The sequence below is a fragment of the Candidatus Leptofilum sp. genome, assembly GCF_965223285.1.
GTDB lineage: Bacteria > Chloroflexota > Anaerolineae > Promineifilales > Promineifilaceae > Leptofilum.
Genome location: NZ_OZ244997.1, coordinates 5030814 through 5054086, shown reverse-complemented (window position 1 = coordinate 5054086; position 23273 = coordinate 5030814). Strand labels below are relative to the sequence as shown.

The 23273-nt window shown below is 50.8% G+C and carries 18 protein-coding genes; 13 read left to right on the top strand and 5 right to left on the bottom strand.

Annotated elements, in window-relative coordinates:
• Position 1: 1 nt before the first annotated feature.
• Both ACOQPU_RS22755 and ACOQPU_RS22750 read left to right on the top strand, forming a co-directional pair.
• Positions 2-1852: an SUMF1/EgtB/PvdO family nonheme iron enzyme gene (locus ACOQPU_RS22755; RefSeq protein ID WP_420642129.1), complete on the top strand. Its 1851-nt coding sequence runs from the start codon at positions 2-4 to the stop codon at positions 1850-1852.
• 101 nt (positions 1853-1953) lie between these two features.
• Positions 1954-2910, top strand: a complete 957-nt coding sequence (locus ACOQPU_RS22750; RefSeq protein WP_420642128.1) for an alpha/beta hydrolase — start codon at positions 1954-1956, stop codon at positions 2908-2910.
• An 11-nt stretch (positions 2911-2921) separates the two neighbouring features.
• Here the strand turns inward: ACOQPU_RS22750 and ACOQPU_RS22745 are convergent, their stop codons facing one another.
• On the bottom strand, positions 2922-5342 hold the full coding sequence (locus tag ACOQPU_RS22745) for an NACHT domain-containing protein (protein WP_420642127.1): 2421 nt from the start codon (positions 5340-5342) through the stop codon (positions 2922-2924).
• 841 nt (positions 5343-6183) lie between these two features.
• Here ACOQPU_RS22745 and ACOQPU_RS22740 point away from each other — a divergent pair.
• Complete coding sequence (locus ACOQPU_RS22740) at positions 6184-9465, top strand: S8 family serine peptidase (RefSeq protein ID WP_420642126.1); 3282 nt, start codon at positions 6184-6186, stop codon at positions 9463-9465.
• Between the two features lie 103 nt (positions 9466-9568).
• On the opposite strand, the gene gmk is transcribed toward ACOQPU_RS22740, so the two are convergent.
• A complete protein-coding gene (gene gmk, locus ACOQPU_RS22735) occupies positions 9569-10192 on the bottom strand; it encodes a guanylate kinase (RefSeq protein WP_420642125.1) in 624 nt (207 codons plus the stop codon).
• 76 nt (positions 10193-10268) lie between these two features.
• Between gmk and ACOQPU_RS22730 the strand changes: the two genes are divergently transcribed.
• Positions 10269-10652 (top strand): FmdB family zinc ribbon protein, encoded by a 384-nt coding sequence (locus ACOQPU_RS22730; protein WP_420642124.1) that lies wholly within the window; start codon positions 10269-10271, stop codon positions 10650-10652.
• Positions 10653-10659: 7 nt separating this feature from the next.
• On the opposite strand, the gene tmk is transcribed toward ACOQPU_RS22730, so the two are convergent.
• From tmk to ACOQPU_RS22715, 3 genes are all read right to left on the bottom strand, one after another.
• Entirely contained in the window at positions 10660-11289 is a 630-nt protein-coding gene (gene tmk, locus ACOQPU_RS22725; protein WP_420642123.1) for a dTMP kinase, read from the bottom strand.
• Between the two features lie 78 nt (positions 11290-11367).
• A complete protein-coding gene (locus ACOQPU_RS22720; RefSeq protein WP_420642122.1) occupies positions 11368-13020 on the bottom strand; it encodes a R3H domain-containing nucleic acid-binding protein in 1653 nt (550 codons plus the stop codon).
• 28 nt (positions 13021-13048) lie between these two features.
• Positions 13049-14101 (bottom strand): hypothetical protein, encoded by a 1053-nt coding sequence (locus tag ACOQPU_RS22715; protein ID WP_420642121.1) that lies wholly within the window; start codon positions 14099-14101, stop codon positions 13049-13051.
• Positions 14102-14473: 372 nt separating this feature from the next.
• Between ACOQPU_RS22715 and sdhC the strand changes: the two genes are divergently transcribed.
• From sdhC to ACOQPU_RS22670, 9 genes are all read left to right on the top strand, one after another.
• Positions 14474-14923: a succinate dehydrogenase, cytochrome b556 subunit gene (gene sdhC / locus ACOQPU_RS22710; protein WP_420642120.1), complete on the top strand. Its 450-nt coding sequence runs from the start codon at positions 14474-14476 to the stop codon at positions 14921-14923.
• Positions 14924-14934: 11 nt separating this feature from the next.
• Positions 14935-15357 carry a succinate dehydrogenase gene (locus ACOQPU_RS22705; protein ID WP_420642119.1) on the top strand — a complete coding sequence of 141 codons (423 nt, stop codon included), beginning with the start codon at positions 14935-14937 and terminating at the stop codon, positions 15355-15357.
• Positions 15358-15517: 160 nt separating this feature from the next.
• Positions 15518-17305, top strand: coding sequence for a succinate dehydrogenase flavoprotein subunit (sdhA, locus tag ACOQPU_RS22700; RefSeq protein ID WP_420642118.1), 1788 nt, complete (start codon positions 15518-15520; stop codon positions 17303-17305).
• Between the two features lie 94 nt (positions 17306-17399).
• On the top strand, positions 17400-18125 hold the full coding sequence (locus ACOQPU_RS22695; RefSeq protein ID WP_420642117.1) for a succinate dehydrogenase iron-sulfur subunit: 726 nt from the start codon (positions 17400-17402) through the stop codon (positions 18123-18125).
• A gap of 144 nt (positions 18126-18269) precedes the next feature.
• Positions 18270-19475, top strand: coding sequence for a hypothetical protein (locus ACOQPU_RS22690; RefSeq protein WP_420642116.1), 1206 nt, complete (start codon positions 18270-18272; stop codon positions 19473-19475).
• Between the two features lie 94 nt (positions 19476-19569).
• Positions 19570-20580, top strand: coding sequence for a hypothetical protein (locus ACOQPU_RS22685; protein WP_420642115.1), 1011 nt, complete (start codon positions 19570-19572; stop codon positions 20578-20580).
• Between the two features lie 3 nt (positions 20581-20583).
• Positions 20584-20853, top strand: a complete 270-nt coding sequence (locus ACOQPU_RS22680) for a hypothetical protein (protein WP_420642114.1) — start codon at positions 20584-20586, stop codon at positions 20851-20853.
• A 213-nt stretch (positions 20854-21066) separates the two neighbouring features.
• Positions 21067-21840: a sensor histidine kinase gene (locus ACOQPU_RS22675; RefSeq protein WP_420642113.1), complete on the top strand. Its 774-nt coding sequence runs from the start codon at positions 21067-21069 to the stop codon at positions 21838-21840.
• Positions 21827-23269: an AAA-like domain-containing protein gene (locus ACOQPU_RS22670; RefSeq protein ID WP_420642112.1), complete on the top strand. Its 1443-nt coding sequence runs from the start codon at positions 21827-21829 to the stop codon at positions 23267-23269. Before ACOQPU_RS22675 ends, ACOQPU_RS22670 begins: the two co-directional genes overlap by 14 nt.
• Positions 23270-23273: the final 4 nt, after the last annotated feature.

The following is a 23273-nucleotide window of genomic DNA, read 5'->3' as shown; positions in this document are numbered from 1 at the left end:
CATGCCGCTGTATCCAGGTGAATTGCTCAATAAGCGGTATCGCATTGTTGGCTTGTTGGCTGAAGGCCAATATGGGGCTGTTTATCGCGCGCGGGACGTGGTTGATGATCTTGATGTGGCCGTGAAGGAGTATCGAGACAGTTCAGTTGCGATGCAAAAGCGGTTTCGGCAAGAAGCTCGCCGTCTCAGTGAATTGTCTCACCCACAGCTGCCCAACGTAGTCGATCATTTCGCCATCGAAGAAACAGGCCAATATTTGGTGAGCCACTATGTTGATGGGGTGGATTTGCAAAGTTTGCTGGAGCAATACGGCCGTCTCCCCATCGACCGCATCATTGAATGGCTGCAAGCCGTCTGTGAGCCACTTAGTTACCTGCATCAAAAAGGTCAGCTACACCTCAACATTAAGCCTGCCAACATTCGCGTCGCGCCAGACGGCACGGTTTTTCTGGTAGACAGCGGCTTGCCGGGGCTGGGCGTGCATCTGCACAGCCAGGGATTTGGCGCACCGGAGCAGCAAGCCCAGCTAGATGTCTCCCCAGCTAGCGACATTTACAGCCTGGGGGCAACGCTTTATACACTGCTCACCAGTCAGGTACCGCCCAACGCCCTCAGTCGCGAATCTGGCCTCACAGATTTGCTGCCTGCCCGCGAGGTAAATGACGAAGTGCCGCCGTACCTGTCGCTGGTTGCCAATCGTGCGCTTTCACTCCGCCCGGATGCGCGCTATGAAACGGCCGAATCGTTTGCCAACGCCCTCACCAAGCCCAACAGCCAGCCAGAGCCCGTGCCAGAGCTGCCACGGCGCAGCCCCGATCGGCAAATTGGCCGCCCCAAGCCGCCGCTCATTGCTCCGCGTACCCGCCGCCAGATGGAGCAGCGCACGATTATCGCTCTAATTGTTTTGCTGTTGCTGATTGTTGTTTCTGGCATCGTTTTAACTTTATCGGGGCTGGGTGAGGATGATCCAGTTGCTCAAGCGGAAGCAACTGTCACCTTGGAATCGGCCATCGTTGCTGCTCTCACCTCGATGGCCCCGACGCCATCGCCGCTGCCTGCCCCCACTCTGCCGCCCACGCCCAGCCCGGAGCCGCTGATTACGGACACGGGCGCACGAATGGTGTTTATGCCAGGCGGGCTGTTTAGGATGGGTACAGATGAGGAGGAAGCGGATGAACGGCCGTCTCACCTTGTGCGCATCGATCCCTTTTTTATTGATGAAACGGAGGTCACCAACGGGCAATATGCCCAATGTGTGGCGGCGGGGGCCTGCAATTCGCCACAGCGCAGTTCGGCCACCTATCATCCCGCCTACTTTGGCGACCCCACCTATGACGATTATCCGGTCATCTTCGTTTCCTGGTACGATGCAGACACTTTCTGCGATTGGCGCGGGGGGCGGCTGCCGTCTGAGGCAGAGTGGGAAATGGCCGCCGGATTTGATCCTGTGCAATCCATTGTGCTGCGCTTTCCCTGGGGAGATGCGTTTGACGGTACCAAGGTGAACTTTTGCGACACAGGCTGTACCCGCGACGTGCGAGACAACAGCGTAAATGATGGACATCGAGATACCGCGCCGGTTGGTAGTTTTGTAGACGGCCGTTCCCCCATTGGTGCCTACGAGATGGCCGGGAACGTGATGGAGTGGGTGAGCGATTGGTACGACCCGCGTTACTATGAAAGCAGCACCGACACCAACCCGCTTGGCCCAACCGACGGTGATTTCAAAGTGATCCGGGGTGGTTCCTGGCTCTCCTCCGCCGAGGAGTTGCGGATTGTCGCCCGCGGCTCATTTGACCCCACGGTGGCCCGTGCCAACCTGGGCTTTCGCTGTGCCATGACGCCACCGTAAAACGGCCGTATCTCCCGTAAATCATCAATTTGTGGCACAATAGCGTGGAAAAATCGGATAATGATCTGTGGCTCATTCAAGAAAGAAGTGAGAGGAATTATATGAATATTTTTCGTCGCGTTTTGCGCTGGCTGTTTATTTTAGGAGGCATCGTCGCTGGACTCATAACCGCAGTTGCTGCCTTTATTGCCCAGCGATTGATCCAGCCATTGCGCCAACCGCTTTGGGGCACCCCCGATCAGGTAGATATGCCCTATGTAGATGTCACTTTCCCGGCGACGGACGGCGTGCGCTTAAGCGGCTGGTTCATTCCTGCACCAGGCAACTCCTTACGGAAAGGGGCAACGCTCATTATGGTACATGGCTGGGGCTGGAACCGGCTGGGCGAAGCGGCCACCGACGTTGTGGCCAACATGATAGGGGCATCTCAGGTTGATCTGCTGCGGCTGGCACACAGTTTGCATAACGATGGATTTAATGTGCTTATGTACGACGGCCGTAATCACGGTGAAAGCGGTAGCCAGCCCCCGATGCAGTTTGGCGAAGCCGAGGCGCAAGACGTTCTGGGCGCAATTGCTTATCTGCATAGCCGACCAGAAGTCGCCGCCAACCGCATTGGCGCGATTGGTTTTTCTGCTGGAGCCAACACAGTGCTGTACACGCTACCAGAAACAAATGAAATTCAAGCAGCAATCGCCGTGCAGCCTACCTCCCCAGCCCATTTTGCTGAACGATTTGGCGCACATCAATTTGGGATGTTGGGGAAGGCCATCTTGCCATTGGCGGAGTTTATCTTCCAGCAGGCTGGCGGACGGCCGTTAAAGGAATATCGGTTAGGAACGGCCGCATCTCAGGCAGGCCAAACCCCCGTTTTGTACATTCAAGGGATGAATGATCCCTGGGGCAGCCCCGATGACGTACAGCAAATCGCCATTGCTACACCCAATCCCAGCGGCCCCCTGCTGGTTCCCGGCACCGATCGGTTCAGCGGCTACCAATACCTCATCGACAACCCAGCCATTGCCACCGCCTTTTTTGAACAGCATTTACCGGAGTAACAAAAGGTCATTTAACCGTAAGCCCGCCTTAAATGGCAGAGGGTGGTGAAGGCAGCTTCGCTCACCTGGAAATCGGCATCACGTGCGGCCGTTTCCAACGCAGGCATCGCATCCAGGGCCGGTAAATGGCTTAGCAAGGTAGCCGCAGAGGCACGCAATTTACTGTCGTCAGATTCGCTGATGATCTGCACCAAAAAGGGCATGGCGGCTGCCCCATCGGGCACGATACGGCCGTTTGGGCGGAACGCCATCGTTAGCCAACGCTGGTCGGCAGGATTGGGCGGCACCCATTTGGCCGCTTTGCGCCGCGCCCGCAACGTCTCCAATGCGCCATTCGCTGCTGAACGGACAAACCATTCATCATCGTGCCGCTCCACCTGAACAAGCTGCTTCTCCACCCAGCGCTCATCCAGAGTTGCCAAACCCAGCACAGCTGCCCGGCGAACCTGAATATCCGCATCCCCCAGAGCCTCTTTCAGGATTTCCGTGCCCCGCGAACCATTCATGGCCAATCCCTCGGCCACGATCTGGCTCAATGTCTCATCTTCGCCAATGAGTGCCGCTAGCAGCGGCTGCTCTGCCAATGGGTGATGTTGATGAAGCAGCAAGCCGTAAACGGCCGTTTGCCGCACCAGTTCATCTCCATCAGAAACCATATTTGCCAACAGGCTCATGGCCCGGTCATCTCCCAACTGTGGCAAAGCGGCCGTGCCCAACTGCCGTAAAAATGGGTCGGATCGCTCTAGCAACTGAGAAACAAAGGTCATCACCCCCGTCTCCTGCGAACGCGCCAACGCTGCCGTCGCCCGTTGGCGTATGACCTGGGTAAACGATGGGCCAGAGCGAATCATCTGCCCCAGCAAAATCATCGTCTGCCGCCGCCACTCTCCCTTGGCCGTCGTTAGCGGCAGCCAGGAAGCCACCTGGAAGACAGACTCGCGCGAGGGTGAATTGTCCTGCCCTTGCAAAAGCTGCTTTGCTAACGCTGCAGGGTCTCGCTGCGCGGCATAAAAGCGAAGCATCTGCACCCAGGCACCGTCGTGCAGGTGGGCCGCCACAGTCGCCTCATCTTCCTGCGCAACCAGGTAGCCTGCTGCTAAAAAGTCACGCCACAACGCACCCCGACAGCTCACGGTGCCATTCCCCCACGTCACAAAAATAGGCGTCTTTTTGACCGATTTTTGTAGCTGGTTGGCAGCACTGCGATCTGGTTCGCCTTCGGCGTTCAGGCACATTTTTTCGGCAACGGCCGTTAGCTCTGTGTTGCTCAGTGCCATTTTGCCGTCGTTTAACATGATGAAAGCCAACCGCTGCCAAAAAGCAACTGTCTGGGCATCAACCCCCGATTGCCCAGCCATGACGGGCAAACTCTTTTGCAGCAAATCACAAAGCGGAAACGGTCGTTTCGGGTCATCTGCCACTTTCGATAAACTACGTAGAAAAAAGTTCAGGGTAGTAACGGCCGTGGTTTGTCCCGGCTGCCAAAAATAGGGCAAGCGGGGTGGTTTACTCACAGAAAGTGCCTGCGTTGCCTGCTCAGAAAATTGCTCAACTTCCCCCAGCCGCCACGGCAGCAGCGTACTCCAGGTGAAATTTAATTCCAGCAGCAAGCCCTGCCCAGTTATGCCAGTAGCCACAAACGTTTGCGTGTTTTTGTATTTGCGCAACAATGCTTCTAGCCATTCCGCCACATTCGGCCGTTTGGGAGCCGGTAGCGCATCCCAGCCATCTAGTAGCAGCAAAACCTGCCCAGCCTTTAGCTTCTGGTGCAGCAAATCTTTAATGCCCGGTGCCGTCAACGGATTTGCCCGTTTTTGCAGTGCGCTGGCCAAGACTATTTCAGCATCTTCCAGCTCACCCCCAGCGGCCACACCCAGCTCAGCCACGTGTACCAGCACAGGCATGATGTTCGCCAAAGCAGCATCTTTGCCCTCCGCAGTAGCCACAGCACACCGGTAAGCGAGGTGAGCGAGCAAAGTGGTTTTACCCACGCCCGACTCCCCGGCAATAATGACGCGACGGCCGTTTCTCAATAGTTGATCCACACCCATCATTGGTGGCGGGGGCAACCCCATGCTGCCAGACCACTCTGGCCATAGATAGCTCAAAGCCGTTGCCGCCCTATCTTCAGGCAGCAAGGCAGGATCATCCAACGGTGCCTGCAAGCGGGGAGGGACAAACAGGGCATCAAGACCAGCCTGGTCGCCTAACAGATGGTGGGCATTGGCATAAGCGGCCGTTTCTGCAGAATATCGCAAGGCGACCCCAGATCGCAAATACGCGATGCGCTCCCGCACCCAACCTGTTAAACGCGCCAAACGACGGCGTAAGAACGGCCGTAACCGCAAGAACCCATACGCCACCACCAGCCCCAAAACCAGGCCAACAACAAAAGAAAGTATATCGAACTGCCAATTTCGGAATATTTGCATAAGTTAAGTTAGCTAATGTGTTCGTCGGTGATATGTGCGACGAGATTATAACACGGCCGTATCCACCCAAATAAAAAATTTACGTCCCTTACACATACATTTTTTTGAAGATTCACAACATATGCAATCCAGAAAGTCACACGAAAACCACAGAGCGAGTGTGGTTTGCTCAAATAAAAACCAAATGTGAGCCATTCCTAATTCAAAATCTTTTTGGCTTCACAAATTTATGAAAACAAAATGTGTGCTTGATGAAAAATAATTGTCAAATTTATGGGAACAGCATAACATTAGACAACAATCTAATGAGAAAAAATAGTTGTATTGGACCCACAATTAATGATTCCGTAAGCATAAATGTAACCAATTTTAAGTATGTTTATCTGGTCTCATAATAAGCTAGAATCGTACAATAGTGCAAAAATTTTTCAGAAGAAGTTACCCCGTACAAAAAGCAAAAATAAATAGATCCGGAAGCTAACAACAGATCACGAAAGCACGCAAACAATATTGATCAATTTATGGAAGGTGCTACATACACACCCTTGAACCGGGCAATAGCAAAGAACTACCCGCGAAAACTTGCCATCTAATTAGATGAGCGGGTTCTTCCTGTGAGCAGTTTTCTTTTGCTGCAACCTGAAAACATAAATCAGGCTAGCAGCTACCCAAACAGCCATCAATATGATTTGTAGTTCGTACCAGCACCAACCAATAAAATGAAAAATAAATATTTTAAGGAGGTGGTTTATATAGAATTAAACATCTTTTACAAGTTAAATCGGAAGATTAACTGAATTAGCATGAAACCTTACATTGTAAAAACAAAACAGGAGAACAGATGTTTAAGAAAAATCCCAAAAAGAGTGTGCTTACACTACTGCTCTTAGCATTACTCACACTCGTTCTGGTGCTTTCCTCAGCCTCTTTAGGCTTTGCCCAGGACGGTGGATTTACTGCTACGGGCGATATTTCAGGTAATTCAATAGAATCTGAATTTACCAATAGCAAAACGGCCACCGCTGGCCGTGTTGAAATCGGTGATTTAGAAGAAGTAAACGTTATTATCACCATCGATGAAACTATCGATGCTGGTGCCCTCAAAGATGCCCTCGGTGCTTACGGCGAGGTAACTTACGAATATAGTCGCATATTCAACGGTGTTGCTCTTTCACGTGTAGCTGGCGCTAATATAGATGCGATTGCCTCCATGTCTGGCGTTGTCGGTATTTATCTCGATGAAGAGGTTGAACTGACAACCGACGCTGGGCCACAATGGATTGGTGCGCCGGCCATGTGGAGTGAGTTAGGCGGCCAGGAAAACGCCGGTGAAGGCGTCATCGTTGGTATTTTGGATTCCGGTGTTTGGCCAGAAAATCCATCCTTTGCCGATCCTGATCCCAATGGCAATCCTTACCCGGCTCCTCCCGGAACTTATGGCTGTGATCTAGGTAGTGTGATGGTCGACGGAACCGATTTGGGGCTTGATTTTGAATGCAACAACAAGCTCATTGGTGCTTACCGCTTCATGGAAACCTTCGAAGCCAACCGCACGATGATGGATGGCGAATTCCTCTCAGCACGTGACAATGATGGACATGGTTCCCATACTGCCAGCACGGCTGCTGGTAACAGCAATGTCTCCGCTGACTTGTTGGGCGGATCGTTAGGCATCCTCTCCGGTGTTGCTCCCCGCGCCCAAATCATTGCTTACAAGGTTTGTGGTTCTGTACCTGGCACCGCCAGTTGTTTCGGCTCTGACACGGTTGCAGCTGTAGAGCAAGCAATTATCGACGGTGTTGACGTGCTAAACTTCTCCGTTGGTGGCGGTAGCGATCCTTACAACGATATTGTGTCTCTGGCCTTCTTGAGTGCTTACGACAATGGTATCTTTGTTGCCAAATCTGCTGGCAATAGCGGCCCTGGTGCTGATACTGTTGCTGGCCGTAGCCCCTGGGTTACCACAGTTGGTGCAAGCACGCACGATCGTGGCTTCGTTGCCAATATCGAACTTACAGCAGACGGTGGCGCTGCCTTGACCCTTGATGGTGTTTCCATCACCGCTGGTTTCGGCCCTGCTCCTGTTGTTTTAGCCGATGACTTTGATGGGCTGGATGAGACAGACGCAGAAAATGGTATGTGTAATACCCCGTTCCCGGCCGGTACCTTTAATGGCGAAATTGTTGTTTGTAAACGTGGTGTCATCGCCCGTGTAACCAAGAGCGCAAACGTAGCTGCTGGTGGTGCTGGTGGTTTTGTTCTGTACAATCCGGCACTGCAAACGCTGAATAATGACAGCCATTGGGTTCCCGCTATTCACATTCAAGATACTGAGGGCGTTGAATTGCTTGACTTCATGGCAAACAATACCAACGTTATGGGTACCCTCAGCGGTGGTATTAAAACCACAGTTCAGGGTGACGTGATGGCCGCGTTCAGTTCCCGTGGTGGCTCCGGTCAAACATTGGGCGTGAGCAAACCAGATGTTACAGGACCTGGCGTAAATATTCTGGCTGCTATCACTCCTTATGAGGCAGAACCGCTTGGCCAACCAAGTTTGTTCGGCTTCAAGAGTGGTACTTCCATGTCCAGCCCGCATACTGCTGGCTCGGCAGCACTGCTTAAAGCATTGCATCCTGACTGGACACCAGGGCAAATTAAATCTGCCTTAATGACAACAGCAACAGTAGATGGTGTAACCAAAGAAGATGGTGTCACACCCGTTGACCATTTCGATGTTGGCTCTGGTCGTATTGACTTGAACTACGCTGGCAACCCAGGTTTGACGATTTCTGACTCTGCTGCTAACTACGTTGCCCACGAGGATGATCTGTGGAACAGCAACTACCCCAGCCTGTACATCCCCAGCATGCCCGGCGAAATGACCGTTTACCGGACGCTGCAAAGCGAACTGGATTACGATGCATGGTGGTATGTTTCAATTGAATCTGATGAAGGGCTTGTGGTTGATACACCTTCTGTTGTACCTATCCGTGCTGGTCGTGACCGCACTATCCCGATTACTGTTGACGCAAGTGGTATTGGCCTCGGCGAAACCGCAATGGCTGTGATGCACCTGACACATGGTGATCACGCGCTGCGGTTCCCCATCACGATCGTTCGTGAGCAAGCACTTGTCAGCATTGACAAGAGCTGTGATTCCGCTAGCTTGGCTCCTGGTGAAGCAACCGAATGTACCGTCACTGTAACCAACAATAGCTTTGCCTCCGAAGCCAACTTTGACTTGAGCGACATTCTGCCACGTCGTTTGCGCTTAGTGAATGGCAGCGTGGATGGGGCAACCCAAACCGGCTCACGCTCCTGGAGCACAAGTGGGTCCTTGTTCGCAGCTTCTCCGCCAGTTGTGGATGCAGCTGTTGACCCGACAGCCTCCCCAGCAGGTTACTTACCATTGGCGCTCTTTAGCTCTACGGACCTTGGTGCAACTGATGAGAGCATCGTCAACGTCACTGTTCCAGCATTTGAATATGCTGGTGAAACTTGGAGTACGATTGGCGTTGTCTCTAACGGTTACATTGTTGTGGGTGGTGGCACCGGAGCCGACGTTCAGTTTACCAACACAACTGCCTTCCCCGACGATAGCATTCCCAACAACGTTCTGGCTCCTTTCTGGACAGATCTTGACCCAAGTGCTGGTGGACGCGTTTTGGTAACGACCTTGACTGACGGTATCAACTCCTGGATTGTCGTAGAATGGGAAATGGTTCCAAACTTTGGTGACGGCGAAATCAATACGTTCCAAGTATGGATTGGCTACGGTTCCGATGAGGACATTAGCTTTACCTATGGGCCAGCCGATCAGCTCTCTGATGGTGATGGTGGCTTGTTGACTGTTGGTGCCGAGAACATGTTCGGTAACACCGGTACAGCTATCTACCAAGACGGCGTTGGCGACTTGCCCGCACCTTCGTTCCCGGATGGCGATTACGAGATTGACGTATTCTCTGCGCCTGGTGCCCCAGGTGGGTCTCACACGGTTACGTTTAGCATGTACGGAACCAAAACTGGTGACTGGACGAACTGTGCTGAAATGACTTCTGATCTGTTTGAAGGTACGGCCGTTTCCTGCTTTAGCGGTGAAATTACAAGCGGTGCTGAATAACAGCTCCTGTCAGGCAGCTTAGTCTGCCAGTAAGGTAAAAAGAGCGGGTTGGCAACTAGTTGCCAACCCGCTTTTGTTTTCGAATTAAAAATTTTTTGGCTGGTTAGAGCTGGATTGGTTTTTGCCGAACCCGGCAGTGTGCGGCCTCGATAATGCTTAGGATTTCCCGAACGGCGCGCTCTTGTTGTGCTTCTGCATTAATCACCCAGTAATCAAATTCTTTAATTCGCTTCATTTCCTGTCGAGCGGCCGCGATTCTTAGTTTCAGTCCTTCGGCCGTTTCTGATTTGCGCTCTACCAAGCGACGTACTAATTCCTCTTCCGTTTCTGTCGTTAAAAAGACAGAAATTGCATTGGGTAATAATTTTCGGATGGTTGCTGCCCCCTGAACATCGACCCGCATAATCACATCCCGCCCGCTTTCTAACGCATCCCGAATTTGCTGCTTTGGAATCCCTTTGTAATCGTTGTAAACAACTGCATACTCCAGAAGCTCGTTGTTTTCTATCATTTCGGCAAATTCATCATTGCTAAAGAAAAAATAATCTTCACCATGAACTTCACCGGCTCTTGGCGGACGAGTAGTAGCAGTCACCACAAAATAAAACCGCTTGGGATCTGTATCAATTAAATTGCGGGCAATGGTGTCTTTACCAACTCCAGAAGGGCCAGAAATAATGATAAGTTTTGGGTGATTTTCTTTTCGGTACAAGCTGTCTGTTACCACATTCTACCTCGTTTTGACTGTTTGATATGTGTCTTATTGAAACGTATAATCATGAAAAAGTGTAAGGATTCTAGCAATGCCTTTTTATGATTTTCAATGTTCGGCATGTGGCAAATATGCCAGATTACAATTTTCATACAGTGAGTATGGCAAGGTTCCACCTGTTTGTCCACATTGTCAAAGCCAGGAAATGAAGCGACGGATTAGCCGGGTGGCTGTGGCGAAATCTGAGGATGCGCGGCTGGATAGCATGATGGATGCGGATCTTTCTGGTCTGGATGAAAACGATCCCCAATCTTTGGGCAAGTTCATGCGAAAAATGGGGCAGGAAATGGGGGAAGATATGGGGGATGAGTTCAATGAGGTGGTTGACCGTTTGGAAAAGGGCGAGTCACCAGAATCAATTGAACAGTCAATGCCGGATTTAGCTGGTGGTGCAGACTTGCCTTTAGATGCCTAATGTTGGGTTAACGAACGGCCGTTTCCTTCAGCCTTTCTAGTAGTTTTGTGCGTAGTTCCTCTTGGATTAGTGACAACGGCCGTTCTGCATTGACGACTACCCACCGTTCAGGGTCAGCATCGGCCAGCGCATGGTACCCATCCCGTACCCGCTGGTGAAAGTGAACCGTTTCTAAATCGAGCCGATTCATCTCCAAGCCACCGCTGGCACGGCGTGCCAACCCTTGTTCCACATCCACATCCAGCAAGAAAGTGATGTCTGGCTGCAAACCCTGCGTTGCAATTTGGGTTACCTGCTGCAACTGGGCAATGTCAAGCCCACGGCCGTATCCCTGATAGGCAATAGTGCTGTCAGCAAAACGGTCACAGAGCACAATGTGGCCAGCAGCGAGGGACGGCCGTATCAACTCCCCCACGTGTTGCGCCCGCGAGGCTGAGTAAAGCAACATTTCGGCAACAGGGATCATGGCACTGTTTGCCACATTGTGCACACAGGCTCGGATTTCATCCCCAATGGGCGTGCCGCCCGGCTCTCGCGTGGTGACAACTGAAAATCCTTGCGCTTGCAGAAATGGAGCCAGTAGAGCAATCTGGCTAGATTTCCCACTGCCCTCTGGCCCTTCAAATGTAACAAACATGCACAAATCCCTAAATCGAAATTATTAGCCACAGCGGGTGAAGAGGTTTTTTTCTATACCCGCTGTGGCTAAAAGAGTTTAGCTATTTTCGCGGCTGGCACTGAAGATACGCACATACCGATTTGGCTCTTTGCCGTAGCTGTGCGAAACCAAATTCGCCTGCCGCACCATTTGGTGCTGATACCGCCGAATAGCACTGCCCACGGGCCGTAAATCAACAGAGGCTTGCCCAGCCTGAATTAGCTCAATGCCGCGCTCTGCCTCGGCAATGGCAGCCTCAAACGGGTCCGTCGCTTGCGGCCCCTCCAGATTCATCACCTGAATTAGAAAGCTCTCCATTTGGTTAATGGTATTGGCCCGCAGCACATACACGGGCGTCCGCCGCCGCTCGGCATCATTAATGAGCTGCCGCCGCTTGCGATAGTAGCTTTTTAGCGTCACCAACACGTCCGCTTCGCTAAGGGTGTTTACTAAAGTAATATGTACCTTGAGTCGCTTGGCTGCCTGAATCAGCCGATTCCGCGCTACGCCGTAGGCGAACACATGCAGCGATTCAGGACGTTCTTCAATGAGTGCCTGCTCTGGCGGTAGCTCCACCTGCTGTCCATTGGCTTTGCTGCCGCTGCCATTGGTGAAGATACGGCCGTTCCTGTCTTCTCGATCCTTATCTTTACGGGGGCGGGTTTCCCGCCGCCCAGTAACGGCCGCTGATGTGACCACCGCATTTTGCTGCTCCACCTGCACTTTGCCCGCTTCATCCCGCGAGCGGAACTCCACCCGGAACGGCTGGCCGCGCAGCATGGAATCGACAGATGCTGTCACGTCGGGGTGAACCAGCAGCTTTTCTCGATCCTGAATTTCAATCAGCACGTCAAACGTGGGCGGGGCGCGACGTTCCAACACTGTTTTTTGCGTCCCGCGCCGCCGCGCTTCATCATCGGAGAGCGTGACGCTTTCAATACCGCCCACCAGATCAGATAATGTCGGATTCAATAACAGATTTTCTAGCGTATTGCCGTGGGCGGTGCCGATGAGCTGCACAGCCCGCTCGTTAATGGTGCGAGCTGCAGCCGCTTCGCGCTCACGTCCAATCTCGTCAATAATGATCACTTCGGGATTATGATTCTCAACCGCCTCGATCATCGTTTCGTGCTGGTGTGCGGGACGCGGCACCTGCATTCGGCGGGCGCGCCCCACAGCCGGATGAGGAATATCGCCATCGCCGCCAATTTCATTGGAAGTGTCTACGATGACAACACGCCGTTTTTCGGCCAGAATGCGTGCCATCTCGCGCAGCATCGTGGTTTTGCCTACGCCAGGTCGCCCCAGCAGTAAGATGCTATGTCCATCGGCGATAATGTCTTCGATAATATCGATGGTGCCGTAGACGGCCCGTCCAACGCGGCAGGTAAGGCCAACCACTTCCCCTTTGCGGTTACGAATGCCGGAGATGCGGTGCAGGGTGCGGGCGATGCCAGCCCGGTTGTCATCATCAAAATCACCAATGCCGTTGACAACGGCCGTAATTTCGACGGCCGTTACCTCTTCCTGGCGAAGCACAATCTCGCCGTCAGTATAGCGAGCCGTTGGTTGGCGACCGAAATCCATCACCACTTCTAGCAGCTCAACCTCACGACCAATTGATTTAAGTTTTTCTGTGATTGACGCCGGCAAAATTTGTAGCAGCTTTTGTAAATCTTCTTTTGCTTGTTCTGTTTGTGATAAATTCATAAATTCTATAGCGTGATTACGCTTTGTTTTAAATTGGTTTCGGGGTTGATTGTTTCTCTGATTGCCCCGTGTTTTGGTATTGTCGAATCAGTGGCGCAGTGGGCGTAATACCCTGCGCTTCTAATGCTGCCGATAAATCTGTGAGTGGTTTGGCTGCTTTTTGCACAATGTGCTTCACCATCACGGCTTGGCTCCCCCATGAAGTAAAGCCAGATCGTTCCAGTGCGGTTTGTACCCAGCTTTGGTAACGACGCACGCAGCAGTAGATCGGCCTTGTGGCGGCAGCAGGTGTTTTTTGCACAACGGCCGTAATAATCCGCTCTGCCCGTATTTCTGCGCTCGGATGGATAAACAGTCGCATCCAGGTAGCCACTGGCCCCACATGAACATGCACAAACGCAGCTAATTCATTCTCTTCATGTAACACCCAACCTGCCCCGTCGTGCAGTGGCGGCATTGGCTCCACCAACTGCACCAGGCGCGGCACGGTGTTGGCATACAGTAGCTGAATATCCCAATCGTCCTCCGCCTGGCGGGGTCTCAATAAATTTGTTTCGTTTTCTGCCTGGCGCGCTTCGTCAGGGGCCAATACCCACACATCTTGTCGGGTATAAACCACAAAGCCCGCACGTCGCAGCACAGGCAACTCATCACTCAGCTCATCCACTTCGGCCACAAGGCTATGAATGCCACGCTGTCCGGCTTCGACAACGGCCTGGTCTAAAAGCGGCAGCCACACATTTTCATTCACCAGATACGGCCGTTGTCCCGCCACACCTTTTGCCCCAGATACGGCCGTGCCGTTGCCCGTTGCCTCCATTGGCCCATCATGGGTAGAGCTTAGGTACAAAATATGAGCATGAACGCTCTCCTCATCCAGGCAAAGCTGAATAAAACCCGCCAAGCCGTTGCTGTCCGACTTCCACACATATGTAGGAAAATCGCCGCCAACCAAGCTAAAAAGCGCACCCCGTGTTGGGTGCAAATTCTTGGTCAGGGCAGATTCCGTATGGAGGGAAACCCCCAACTCGCTCAAACGGTGAACCAGCGGCAGATCGCGTAAATTAAATGGTCGTATCATTAGAAATTAAGTGTAGCAGTCGCTAAAAAGCAAGACAAGCATCCAACTATCTGGTATCGAAGATATTCACAAATTCATAAGCCGAAATGGCAATAGTTTGTGTCCGTCACCTAAAATATGGCCCATTTTTGCCAAACGAACTCTGCTGCAATTATACCGCAAAATTGATTGTATCCCCTTACGATATTCCTTACCTTCACCAACAAACGTGCTATAATCAGCGCAACTTGGTTTTATGTGAAAACGATCCCCAAATTGTCGTTTTCATTGAAGTAAACGGCCGTTAAGTGTAACTATAAATTGGTAATGCCTCGAAGAGTACGGCCGTTGTCATCACCATCACATCCACACAGCAGTGGAAGAAGGAGCACTATGTCATCTTTGATACTCACCATACGTGAAAGTGTAAGGTATCGCGGGAAAAGCGGGCATTATAGCTGGATAGCCCATCGCGTATCTGGCCTGGCTATTCTAGCCTTCCTTGTTTTACACGTCTGGGACACGGCCAACGCACACTTCTACCCCGAACTATATGCTTGGTCTATCGCCGTCTTCAAGTATCCCGTGATTGCCGTTAGTGAACTTGGCGTCATGGCGGCTGTTTTGTACCACGCCTTTAATGGCATTCGCATTACTATTCTGGATTTCAAACCAGAATGGTGGATGTACCAAAAAAAGAGCGCAACTATCGTTTGGGTTCTATTCGCTGTCGTCTTCGTGCCTATTGCCATCTACATGCTGTTCGAATTTTTTAGCCGCTGTAGCGAACTGGGCGCAGCTGCCTGCTGGGCATTCCCCCGTTTAAGTGATTATATTGGGTAAGGGAGCAAAAAATGACATCTGCAACATCAACCATGACGCGCCGCAAGGTGCAGGTAAAATTCAACTTTGAACGATACGCTTATATGTTCATGCGTATGTCTGGCCTTATCCTGCTCATTTTGGCAGTGGGCCACATGATGATACAACACATCCTCAATAGTAGTGGCAACCTCACACTTATTTTCGTGGCGGAACAGTGGAACTCCTGGGGGTGGAAGGCATATGACATCTTCTTGCTTATCTTTGCCATTCCGCACGGGGTCAACGGCCTTCGCAACGTGCTGGAAGATTACATTCACAACCCCCGGACAATTCGCATTGTGAACATTGTCTTGGCAATCTTTGTGGTTGTAACCGTCATTTGGGCCGCTGTGGGCATCGCCCTATTTGATCCCGAAGCTGCCCGGCAAGCCGCTCAAAATTTACCCAGCTAAGTAAGTCACGGATGGCCCTTGAAAAACGCTTGCGTGAATCGTGATTTACTTTGCTTAAAGGAGAACGAAAGTTTCTTTGCCAACTTGTTTCTAAATCACTTTTCGTTCTCCACTAATTGAATTGCTAATCAGACTATTTAACCAAAAAGTGCAGGATAACATGGCTAATGTAAAAACTCACACGTTCGACGCCGTCATCGTAGGTGCAGGCGGTGCCGGACTAATGGCTGCGTTGTACGCCAGTAAAAGCGCCAACGTTGCCGTCATTTCCAAGCTGTATCCCACCCGCTCCCACACCGGAGCGGCACAAGGTGGCATTGGTGCCGCCTTAGGCAACATGGAAGAAGATAGATGGGAATGGCACGCTTACGATACGGTGAAAGGTTCAGACTATTTAGCTGATCAGGACGCCGTAGACGTTTTATGTAAAGAAGCAGTTGAAACCGTCATTGAACTGGAACATATGGGGCTACCCTTTGATCGCTATCCAAACGGCACCATTTCACAGCGTCGCTTTGGCGGCCACACCAACAATGATACGGGCAAACCAGTACAACGTGCCTGCCACGCGGCCGACCGCACTGGCCACATGATTTTGCAAACGCTGTACCAACAGTGCATTAAGAACAAGGTCAATTTCTTTGATGAGTTCCATGTGGTAGACCTGATTCGCGTGGACAACACCGTACGTGGCGTGGTGGCCATCGAGATTAGCACCGGTGATTTTCATATTTTCCACAGCAAAGCGGTGCATTTTGCCACTGGTGGCTGGGGTCGCTGTTGGGAGGTCACCTCCAACGCCCATTCGCTCACTGGGGATGGGGCAGCCATTTGTTTGCGGCGCGGCGTACCGCTGGAAGATATGGAGTTTTTCCAATTCCACCCCACTGGCATCTTCCGTCTGGGTGTACTCATTACAGAAGGTGTGCGCGGTGAGGGTGGCGTATTGATAAACAGCAAAGGGGAGCGTTTTATGGAAAAATACGCGCCCACTATTAAAGATTTGGCCAGCCGCGACGTTGTGAGCCGTGCCATCTTCCTGGAAGTACAGGCTGGACGCGGCATCAACGGACAGAATTACGTTCACCTGGATATTCGCCCGGAAACGGTGAACCATTACTTTGAACAGGCGGGGGAAAAACGCCGCATCGACCGAGATTATATTGAAGCGAAGCTACCAGATATTGCTGACTTTACGCGAACCTACCTGGGCGTGGACCCTGTACACGAACCAATGCCTGTACAGCCAACGGCTCATTACGCAATGGGTGGCATTCCGACGGATGTAGACGGCCGTGTTTTGGCCGATGTGGATGGCAGTTTGATTGATGGTCTGTATGCGGCTGGTGAATGCGCCTGTGTTTCGGTACATGGTGCTAACCGCTTGGGAACCAACTCGCTGGTAGACCTGGTCGTGTTTGGCCGCCGTTCTGGTATGCACATGGCAGAATATTGCAACCAGGCTGATTTGCTGCCGCTGCCGGACAATCCGGCCGCCGAGGTGATGGCAGAGTTTGAGCGGTTGCGCAATGGCAGCGGCGGCGTGAAGCCAGCCGAATTGCGCACCAAAATGCAAAAGACGATGACGGCCAACGTGGGCGTATTCCGCACAGAAGAAACGATGGGCACGGCCGTTTCCGACCTCCAAGAACTGCTTGAATCATTCAACCGCAACATTCAGATTGATGACAAGGGGAAACAGTTCAACACGGACCTGCTAGAAGCGTGGGAGCTGGGTTGCTTGCTAGAACTGGCTGAAGTAACGGCCGTTTCTGCCCGCGCCAGAACCGAAAGCCGAGGTGGTCACGCCCGTGATGATTATCAGAAACGTAATGATGCTGAATGGTTAAAACACACCTTCTACTTTCGCGACAAAGAGGGTGAGTATCGCCTGGATTACAAACCCGTCACCCTGGGCCGCTACGAGCCTAAGGAGCGCGTCTACTAAAAAGTAGGCGGTAATCAGTGGCCAGTAATCAGTTAGGGTACATAAACTGAATACTGCTAAGCTGAATACTCTTTACTGAAAATGAGGAGATTCTATGCAAGTTCAATTACGCATTCGCCGCTTTAACCCGGAAAAAGACAGCGTACCGTGGTGGGGTGACTACACCATTCAAGACGTTCGCCCCAACGATTCCGTTTTAGATGTGCTGCACCGGGTGAAGTGGGAACAAGATGGCACGCTCTCGCTGCGCCGCTCATGCGCACACGGCGTTTGTGGGTCTGATGCGGTTCGTATTAACGGCGCTAATGCTCTGGCCTGCAAAACATTGGTGGCCCGGCTGGCAAAAGAGGGTAGCAACAGCGTCAAAATTCAGGTAGAGCCGATTTTGGGAATGCGCGTCCTGAAAGATTTGATTGTGGACATGGATGCATTCTTTGATCATTATCGCTCGGTGATGCCTTACTTTGTGAACGATTCACCCGTGCCGGAAAACGGCCGTGAACGGCTGCAAACCCAAGAAGATCGGGCGCGGTTCGACGACACCACTAAATGTATTTTGTGTGCCGCCTGTACCAGCTCCTGCCCCAGCTTCTGGGCCAACGAGCAGTACATCGGCCCCGCAGCTATCGTACAAGCCCACCGCTTCATCTTTGACTCGCGGGATGAGGCCCACAATGAGCGACTCGATGTCGTGGGCGATACAATGGGCGTCTGGCGGTGCCGTACCAACTTCAACTGCACCAACGCCTGCCCGCGCGAAATTGAAGTGACCAAAGCGTTAGCAGAAGTGAAAATGGCTCTCACCTCTGGTGAAATATAAAAAGCATTTAAGCCAATTCCAGGTGGCAGCTATCTTACAAAACAGCTAGTTGTCACCTGGAAAGCATGAAATTAACGAGTTTCAACCTGCAAACTGCACTCCAGTCGTGTGCGGCGTGCCTAACAAAGAAAACTAAAACGAACCATGCCGGAAATTAACCATCTCCTGCAAACAGCGATCCAGGCAGCTAAAAGAGGTGAGCGCGAAAAAGCCCATCAACTTTTGTTGCAAATTGTGGAACAAGACGAGCAAAACGAAACTGCCTGGCTATGGTTAAGTGGCACGGTAAAAACCAAAGAAGACCGTCAAATCTGCTTGGAAAACGTACTGGCTATTAATCCCAACAACAAGATGGCTCAAAAAGGGTTACAAAAGCTGGGTGTCACATCTTCCCCCCCTCACCCCACAAAAGCAGAAGAGAAAGAAGTTTGGGCTGAGCCAGTTTATGATGTGGTTCTGACAGAAACAGGCGATCCCCATGCGGATCGATACCAGGATGCTTGGAGCAGTCCTGCAAATTTATGTGCTTACTGCGCCCAACCCGTACAACGCACCGATAAGAGATGCCCCAAATGCACCCGCAAAATGGTGGGAAAGGAGCCAGTTTCCCCCAACCGAAGTCGGTATTTGGAGAATTGGATTTTATTTCGCGGTGTGAGCCATTTTCTTTATATTCTCATTATTTTGGGAATGTTCTCGTTGATTACATGGCTTGTCTCTATAGGTGCGTTTAGAAATCGTGAAGTAGCTGGTGCCAGGCTCTTCTTGTGGATAATCTTGTCCTTACTGCCCTTGTTTATTGGCATCACGGTTGCACTCTATTTTCGCAAAGTGTGGGCTTATTGGCTGGTTATGGTGAGATTTGTGATCGTTTTCATCATCACTGTTTTGGTCGCTATTTTTTCACCACCCATTCCGGCAAATGTTCCCACCGCACCCTGGCAATTTATTGTTGCCTGGGTGATTTTTATTATTTACATGATTTCAGATTTAGCGTTGACGCTTTTGGCTGGGCCAGATTTCAGACGAGAGAAGCGTTGGCGCGTTGCGGCTGCGGATGATCGCATCAAAGACCCACTGGTGCTGGATAAAGCCGGGAAATTATTTGCTCAACGGGGGATGTGGGCAACGGCCGTTCTCTATTGGCAGCGGGCAGTCGGGCGGTCGCCGGGCAATGTGGCTGTCTTGCGACGCTTGGCAAACGGGTATGCCCGGTTGGGCTTCCCAAAACGCAGCCTCGACACTTTGCAGCAAGCCCAGCAAAAGACACACGACCCCAAAACGCGACAACTTTTAGCCAAGCAAATAGAGTTAATGCGCCGAAAAATAGAACAGCTTGCTGAATCATAACTGGTTGTTTTCCCCACCGTCCTGCCTTATACTGTTCAAAATCCACATAGTACCCCGCATCGTTCCCCCTTAACTCGAAGTCCTGGAGGGAAAAATGGCAGAATTAAGTGAAGTCCGTGCAGCAAAAGCAAGCCATACGGCCGCGCTCATGGCGCGTCCTAACGTCGTAGGCGTGGGCATTGGTCATCGCATAAAGGGCACAGAACAAACCGATGAGCTGTGCCTCTCAGTGCTGGTAGCTGACAAAATAGCCATCGAAGGGTTGGCTACTGAAGCGTTAGTCCCCAAAACGGTGAACAACGTGCCGACCGATGTGGTGCAAATTGGCACCGTGCGTGCCAATCAGGTGCCCACCGGAAAGTTTCGGCCGGCACCCGGCGGCGTGAGCATTGGCCATTACCAAATTTCGGCCGGAACGCTGGGCTGCATTGTGCGCGACCGCACCACAGGCCAACGCCTCATCCTCTCCAATAACCACGTGCTTGCCAACAGCAACGACGCCCAAGTGGGTGACCCCATCATCCAGCCCGGTGGTGCCGACGGCGGCAGCGTGGCCAACGACCACATTGCCAATCTGGAGCGGTTTTGCACGATTGATTTTGGCGAAACGTCTGGCTCTGGCTGTGGTATCGCCTCAACCTATGCCGGTATTGGCAATGCGTTTGCCAATTTTCTAGGTTCTAGCCATCGCGTTTCCGTTTTTCAGGCGAATCCGCAGGCCGTTAATTTGGTCGATGCGGCCGTCGCCCGCCCCTTAAACGATGGGGACGTGCTGGATGAGATTTTGAACATTGGCGAAATCAGTGGCATCACAGAAGGCGTGCTGGGGATGCAGGTACGCAAATCTGGCCGCACCACAGGGTATACCACCGGGGTCATCACCCAAATAGAAGCGACAGTGAGCGTTAATTATGGCTCTGGCAGAGTGGCTACCTTTGAAAATCAGCTCATCGCTGGGCCAATGTCGGAAGGGGGCGATTCTGGCTCACTGGTTGTGGCTTTGGATACCCAGGAGGCCGTTGGCTTGCTATTTGCCGGATCGACGCAATCTACCATTTTTAGCCCCATTCAGGCGGTTTTAGATTGTTTAAACGTGGAATTTTAGGCCATGAGCGATTATCAAGAAGCAATTGAACGCATTAGAGTGGTAAAAGAGGCGCATCAGGCGGAGCTGATGGCTAAAGCAAACGTGGTTGGCGTAGGGATTGGTTTTCGGCATCGGCACAAGACACGCACCGATGAGGTGGTGCTGGTGGTGATGGTAGAAAAGAAGGTGCCCCGCGCCCAGCTTGCCCCGGAAGACATCATCCCCGGCCTACTTGATGGCGTGCCAGTGGATGTGCAGGAAAGCGGCCGTCTTGTACCGCAAGGCAATTGAGAACAATTCTAAATAGTGAGTTACTATAGTAAGTAAACTCTAGCTTCAACTCGACTATAGTAACGCAGGATAATAATATGTTAGGCAGGCTAGTGCAGCAAAACGAACTATCCGAAACACTCTCCCCCCGCCTAACGCGAGCTTGAAGCCGACGCGCCAAAGGAATCGAGCGCGGCATAAGCAACTGAACGGCGGACATTTCTTTATAACACTATGAATCAACCAACCGAATTTGACACTTTGAAAACGCGAATACGTGAGCTAGAAGCGGAGAACGAGCGGCTTAAACGGTCACTACCAGCAGAAAGTGCAATGTACTTGCTGGAAGCGATTACAGGAGCGTGGGTTCACAATATATCTGGAGATATATACGCGATAAGGGATTCTGTTTATTTGCTGAGGGAACGCATTACTAGAAACGAGGACTCAGCCCAGATATTGAAGTGGCTGGAGCGTCTTGACAAGATAACTCAGAAAATGGCGGACCGAGATTTTCCGTATTTATCGCGGTTTAGAGATGGCTCAGATCAGACAAATGTAAAATGCTTGGTTCAATCAGTCATAGATCACTACAAAGAAGAATTTGATTCTTTAGGTGTAAAAGCAACAACTCAAATGGCGGTTGGTGACTCAGTTGAGGTTCGTGGTAATAAGCAGTGGTTAATGTCCTGTATAGAAATTGTTGTAAATAATGCAATAAGGTCTATGAAAGTTTCTGAGAATAAAGAGTTGACTATTTCGGCTAAGGAATCTGATACGACAGTCTCTATTGAAATCACTGACACAGGGCAGGGTGTTCCCGCTCAAGTCAAAAAGGACTTATTTCGTAGACCGATAGAACGCAATGAGCGTGGTCGAAAAGGATTCGGATTGTTACTGGTAAAAGTAATCGTTGAATCTGTAGAAGGCCAGATTCAACTAGCTGAAACTTCAGGGGATGGAAGCACTTTCGCTTTAGAGCTAAGAAAAGTTCGTGTCTCAGATTAACGTCATGAATTACAACATTTTGTTTTTGGACGACAATGTCGATTATGGCGAATTGATATTAGCAGTTCTAGGAGAACGGGGCTATTCAGTTCATGTGGCTACCACTCTTTCGCAAGCCGTTCATATTCTCAGTTCGCAGGCGATTGACCTTATCATTACAGATGTGCGGTTAAAAGAGGATTTGCCAGAGGATCAATCAGGTATTGAATTTGCAAAAACGGTAGGGAGAACAATACCAAAAATTATCTATACAGCTTATCCTCAATATACCTCAATACGTGAGGTGCTATCAGCGTCAAACAACTCATTACCGATTGCGATAGATTACGTGACAAAACAAGCAGGTCTTGAAGAGCTTGTGCAAGCGGTTGAGGCTGCCCTAAGCGGACGAGACTTCGGATTAGTTTCTGAATTTAAGGCTGGAGGGGCTCTGACATCTGAAGACGCGGCAATCTATACTCCCCGCGATGCAGAACAAAAGGTGGTCACGTATCTTAAACAAAATCATTACATTCTCATAGTAGAACCGAGACAGCAAGGCAAAACCAGTCTAATCAACTTTTTGCGGCGAACAAAATTGCTAGATGACTCATTGGTATTATCCATTGATATAAGTTCGTTGAGCACTGACATTGAGAAGCAATGGTATCAAAAACTCTGCTTCTTACTGAATCGACAATTACAATTTGCCTTATCAAAGACAACTGTTCATTTGCCAGAAGATAGTTTTGGATGGAGGGAGTATCTCTTTGAAGTGGCGGGATTGGGGAATGAACTAGGGAAACAGATTATCATTACTTTCGATGAAATTGGCTCCGTAGACATTCCAAATTCTGAAAGATTCTTTACTGTCTTAAGAGACGTGCATAACGCACGCGATGCCGAAACTGAATTTAATAGTCTAACTTTCTTGTTGGCTGGCTCATTTCATCCAAAAAATCTAATAAATAACGAACGGATTTCCCCGTTCAACGTAGCTCAGAGAGTTCGTCTACGTGATTTTGATCTGGCTGAAATAACGCATTTGAGCAGACCAATACTTCTAGCCGATGAAAGGCGGAGGGAAATTGTTGAAAGAGTGTTTAATTGGACGCATGGCCAGCCATACTTAACTCATAAACTTCTCTCATTGCTTGATAGATTCTCAACTGCAACAACTGTAGACGAGGTAGCGTTATCACTAATTCGTGATGATGAGAATCATTTACCTTCTATAGTAAAACGCATTACTGATTCTAAGATATTACACTCATCACTCTCCAAAATCTACAATGGCGAGACGATTTGGTTCAGTCCCAACACAAATCCTATAGTCGAAGATTTAGAATTGATAGGGGTAATTTGCTCAGATGAAAACGGGAACTGCAAGATTAAAAATCGTATATATCAAACTTTGTTTGTTCGTGGTGGAATAATAAAGTCCGTATAGATTT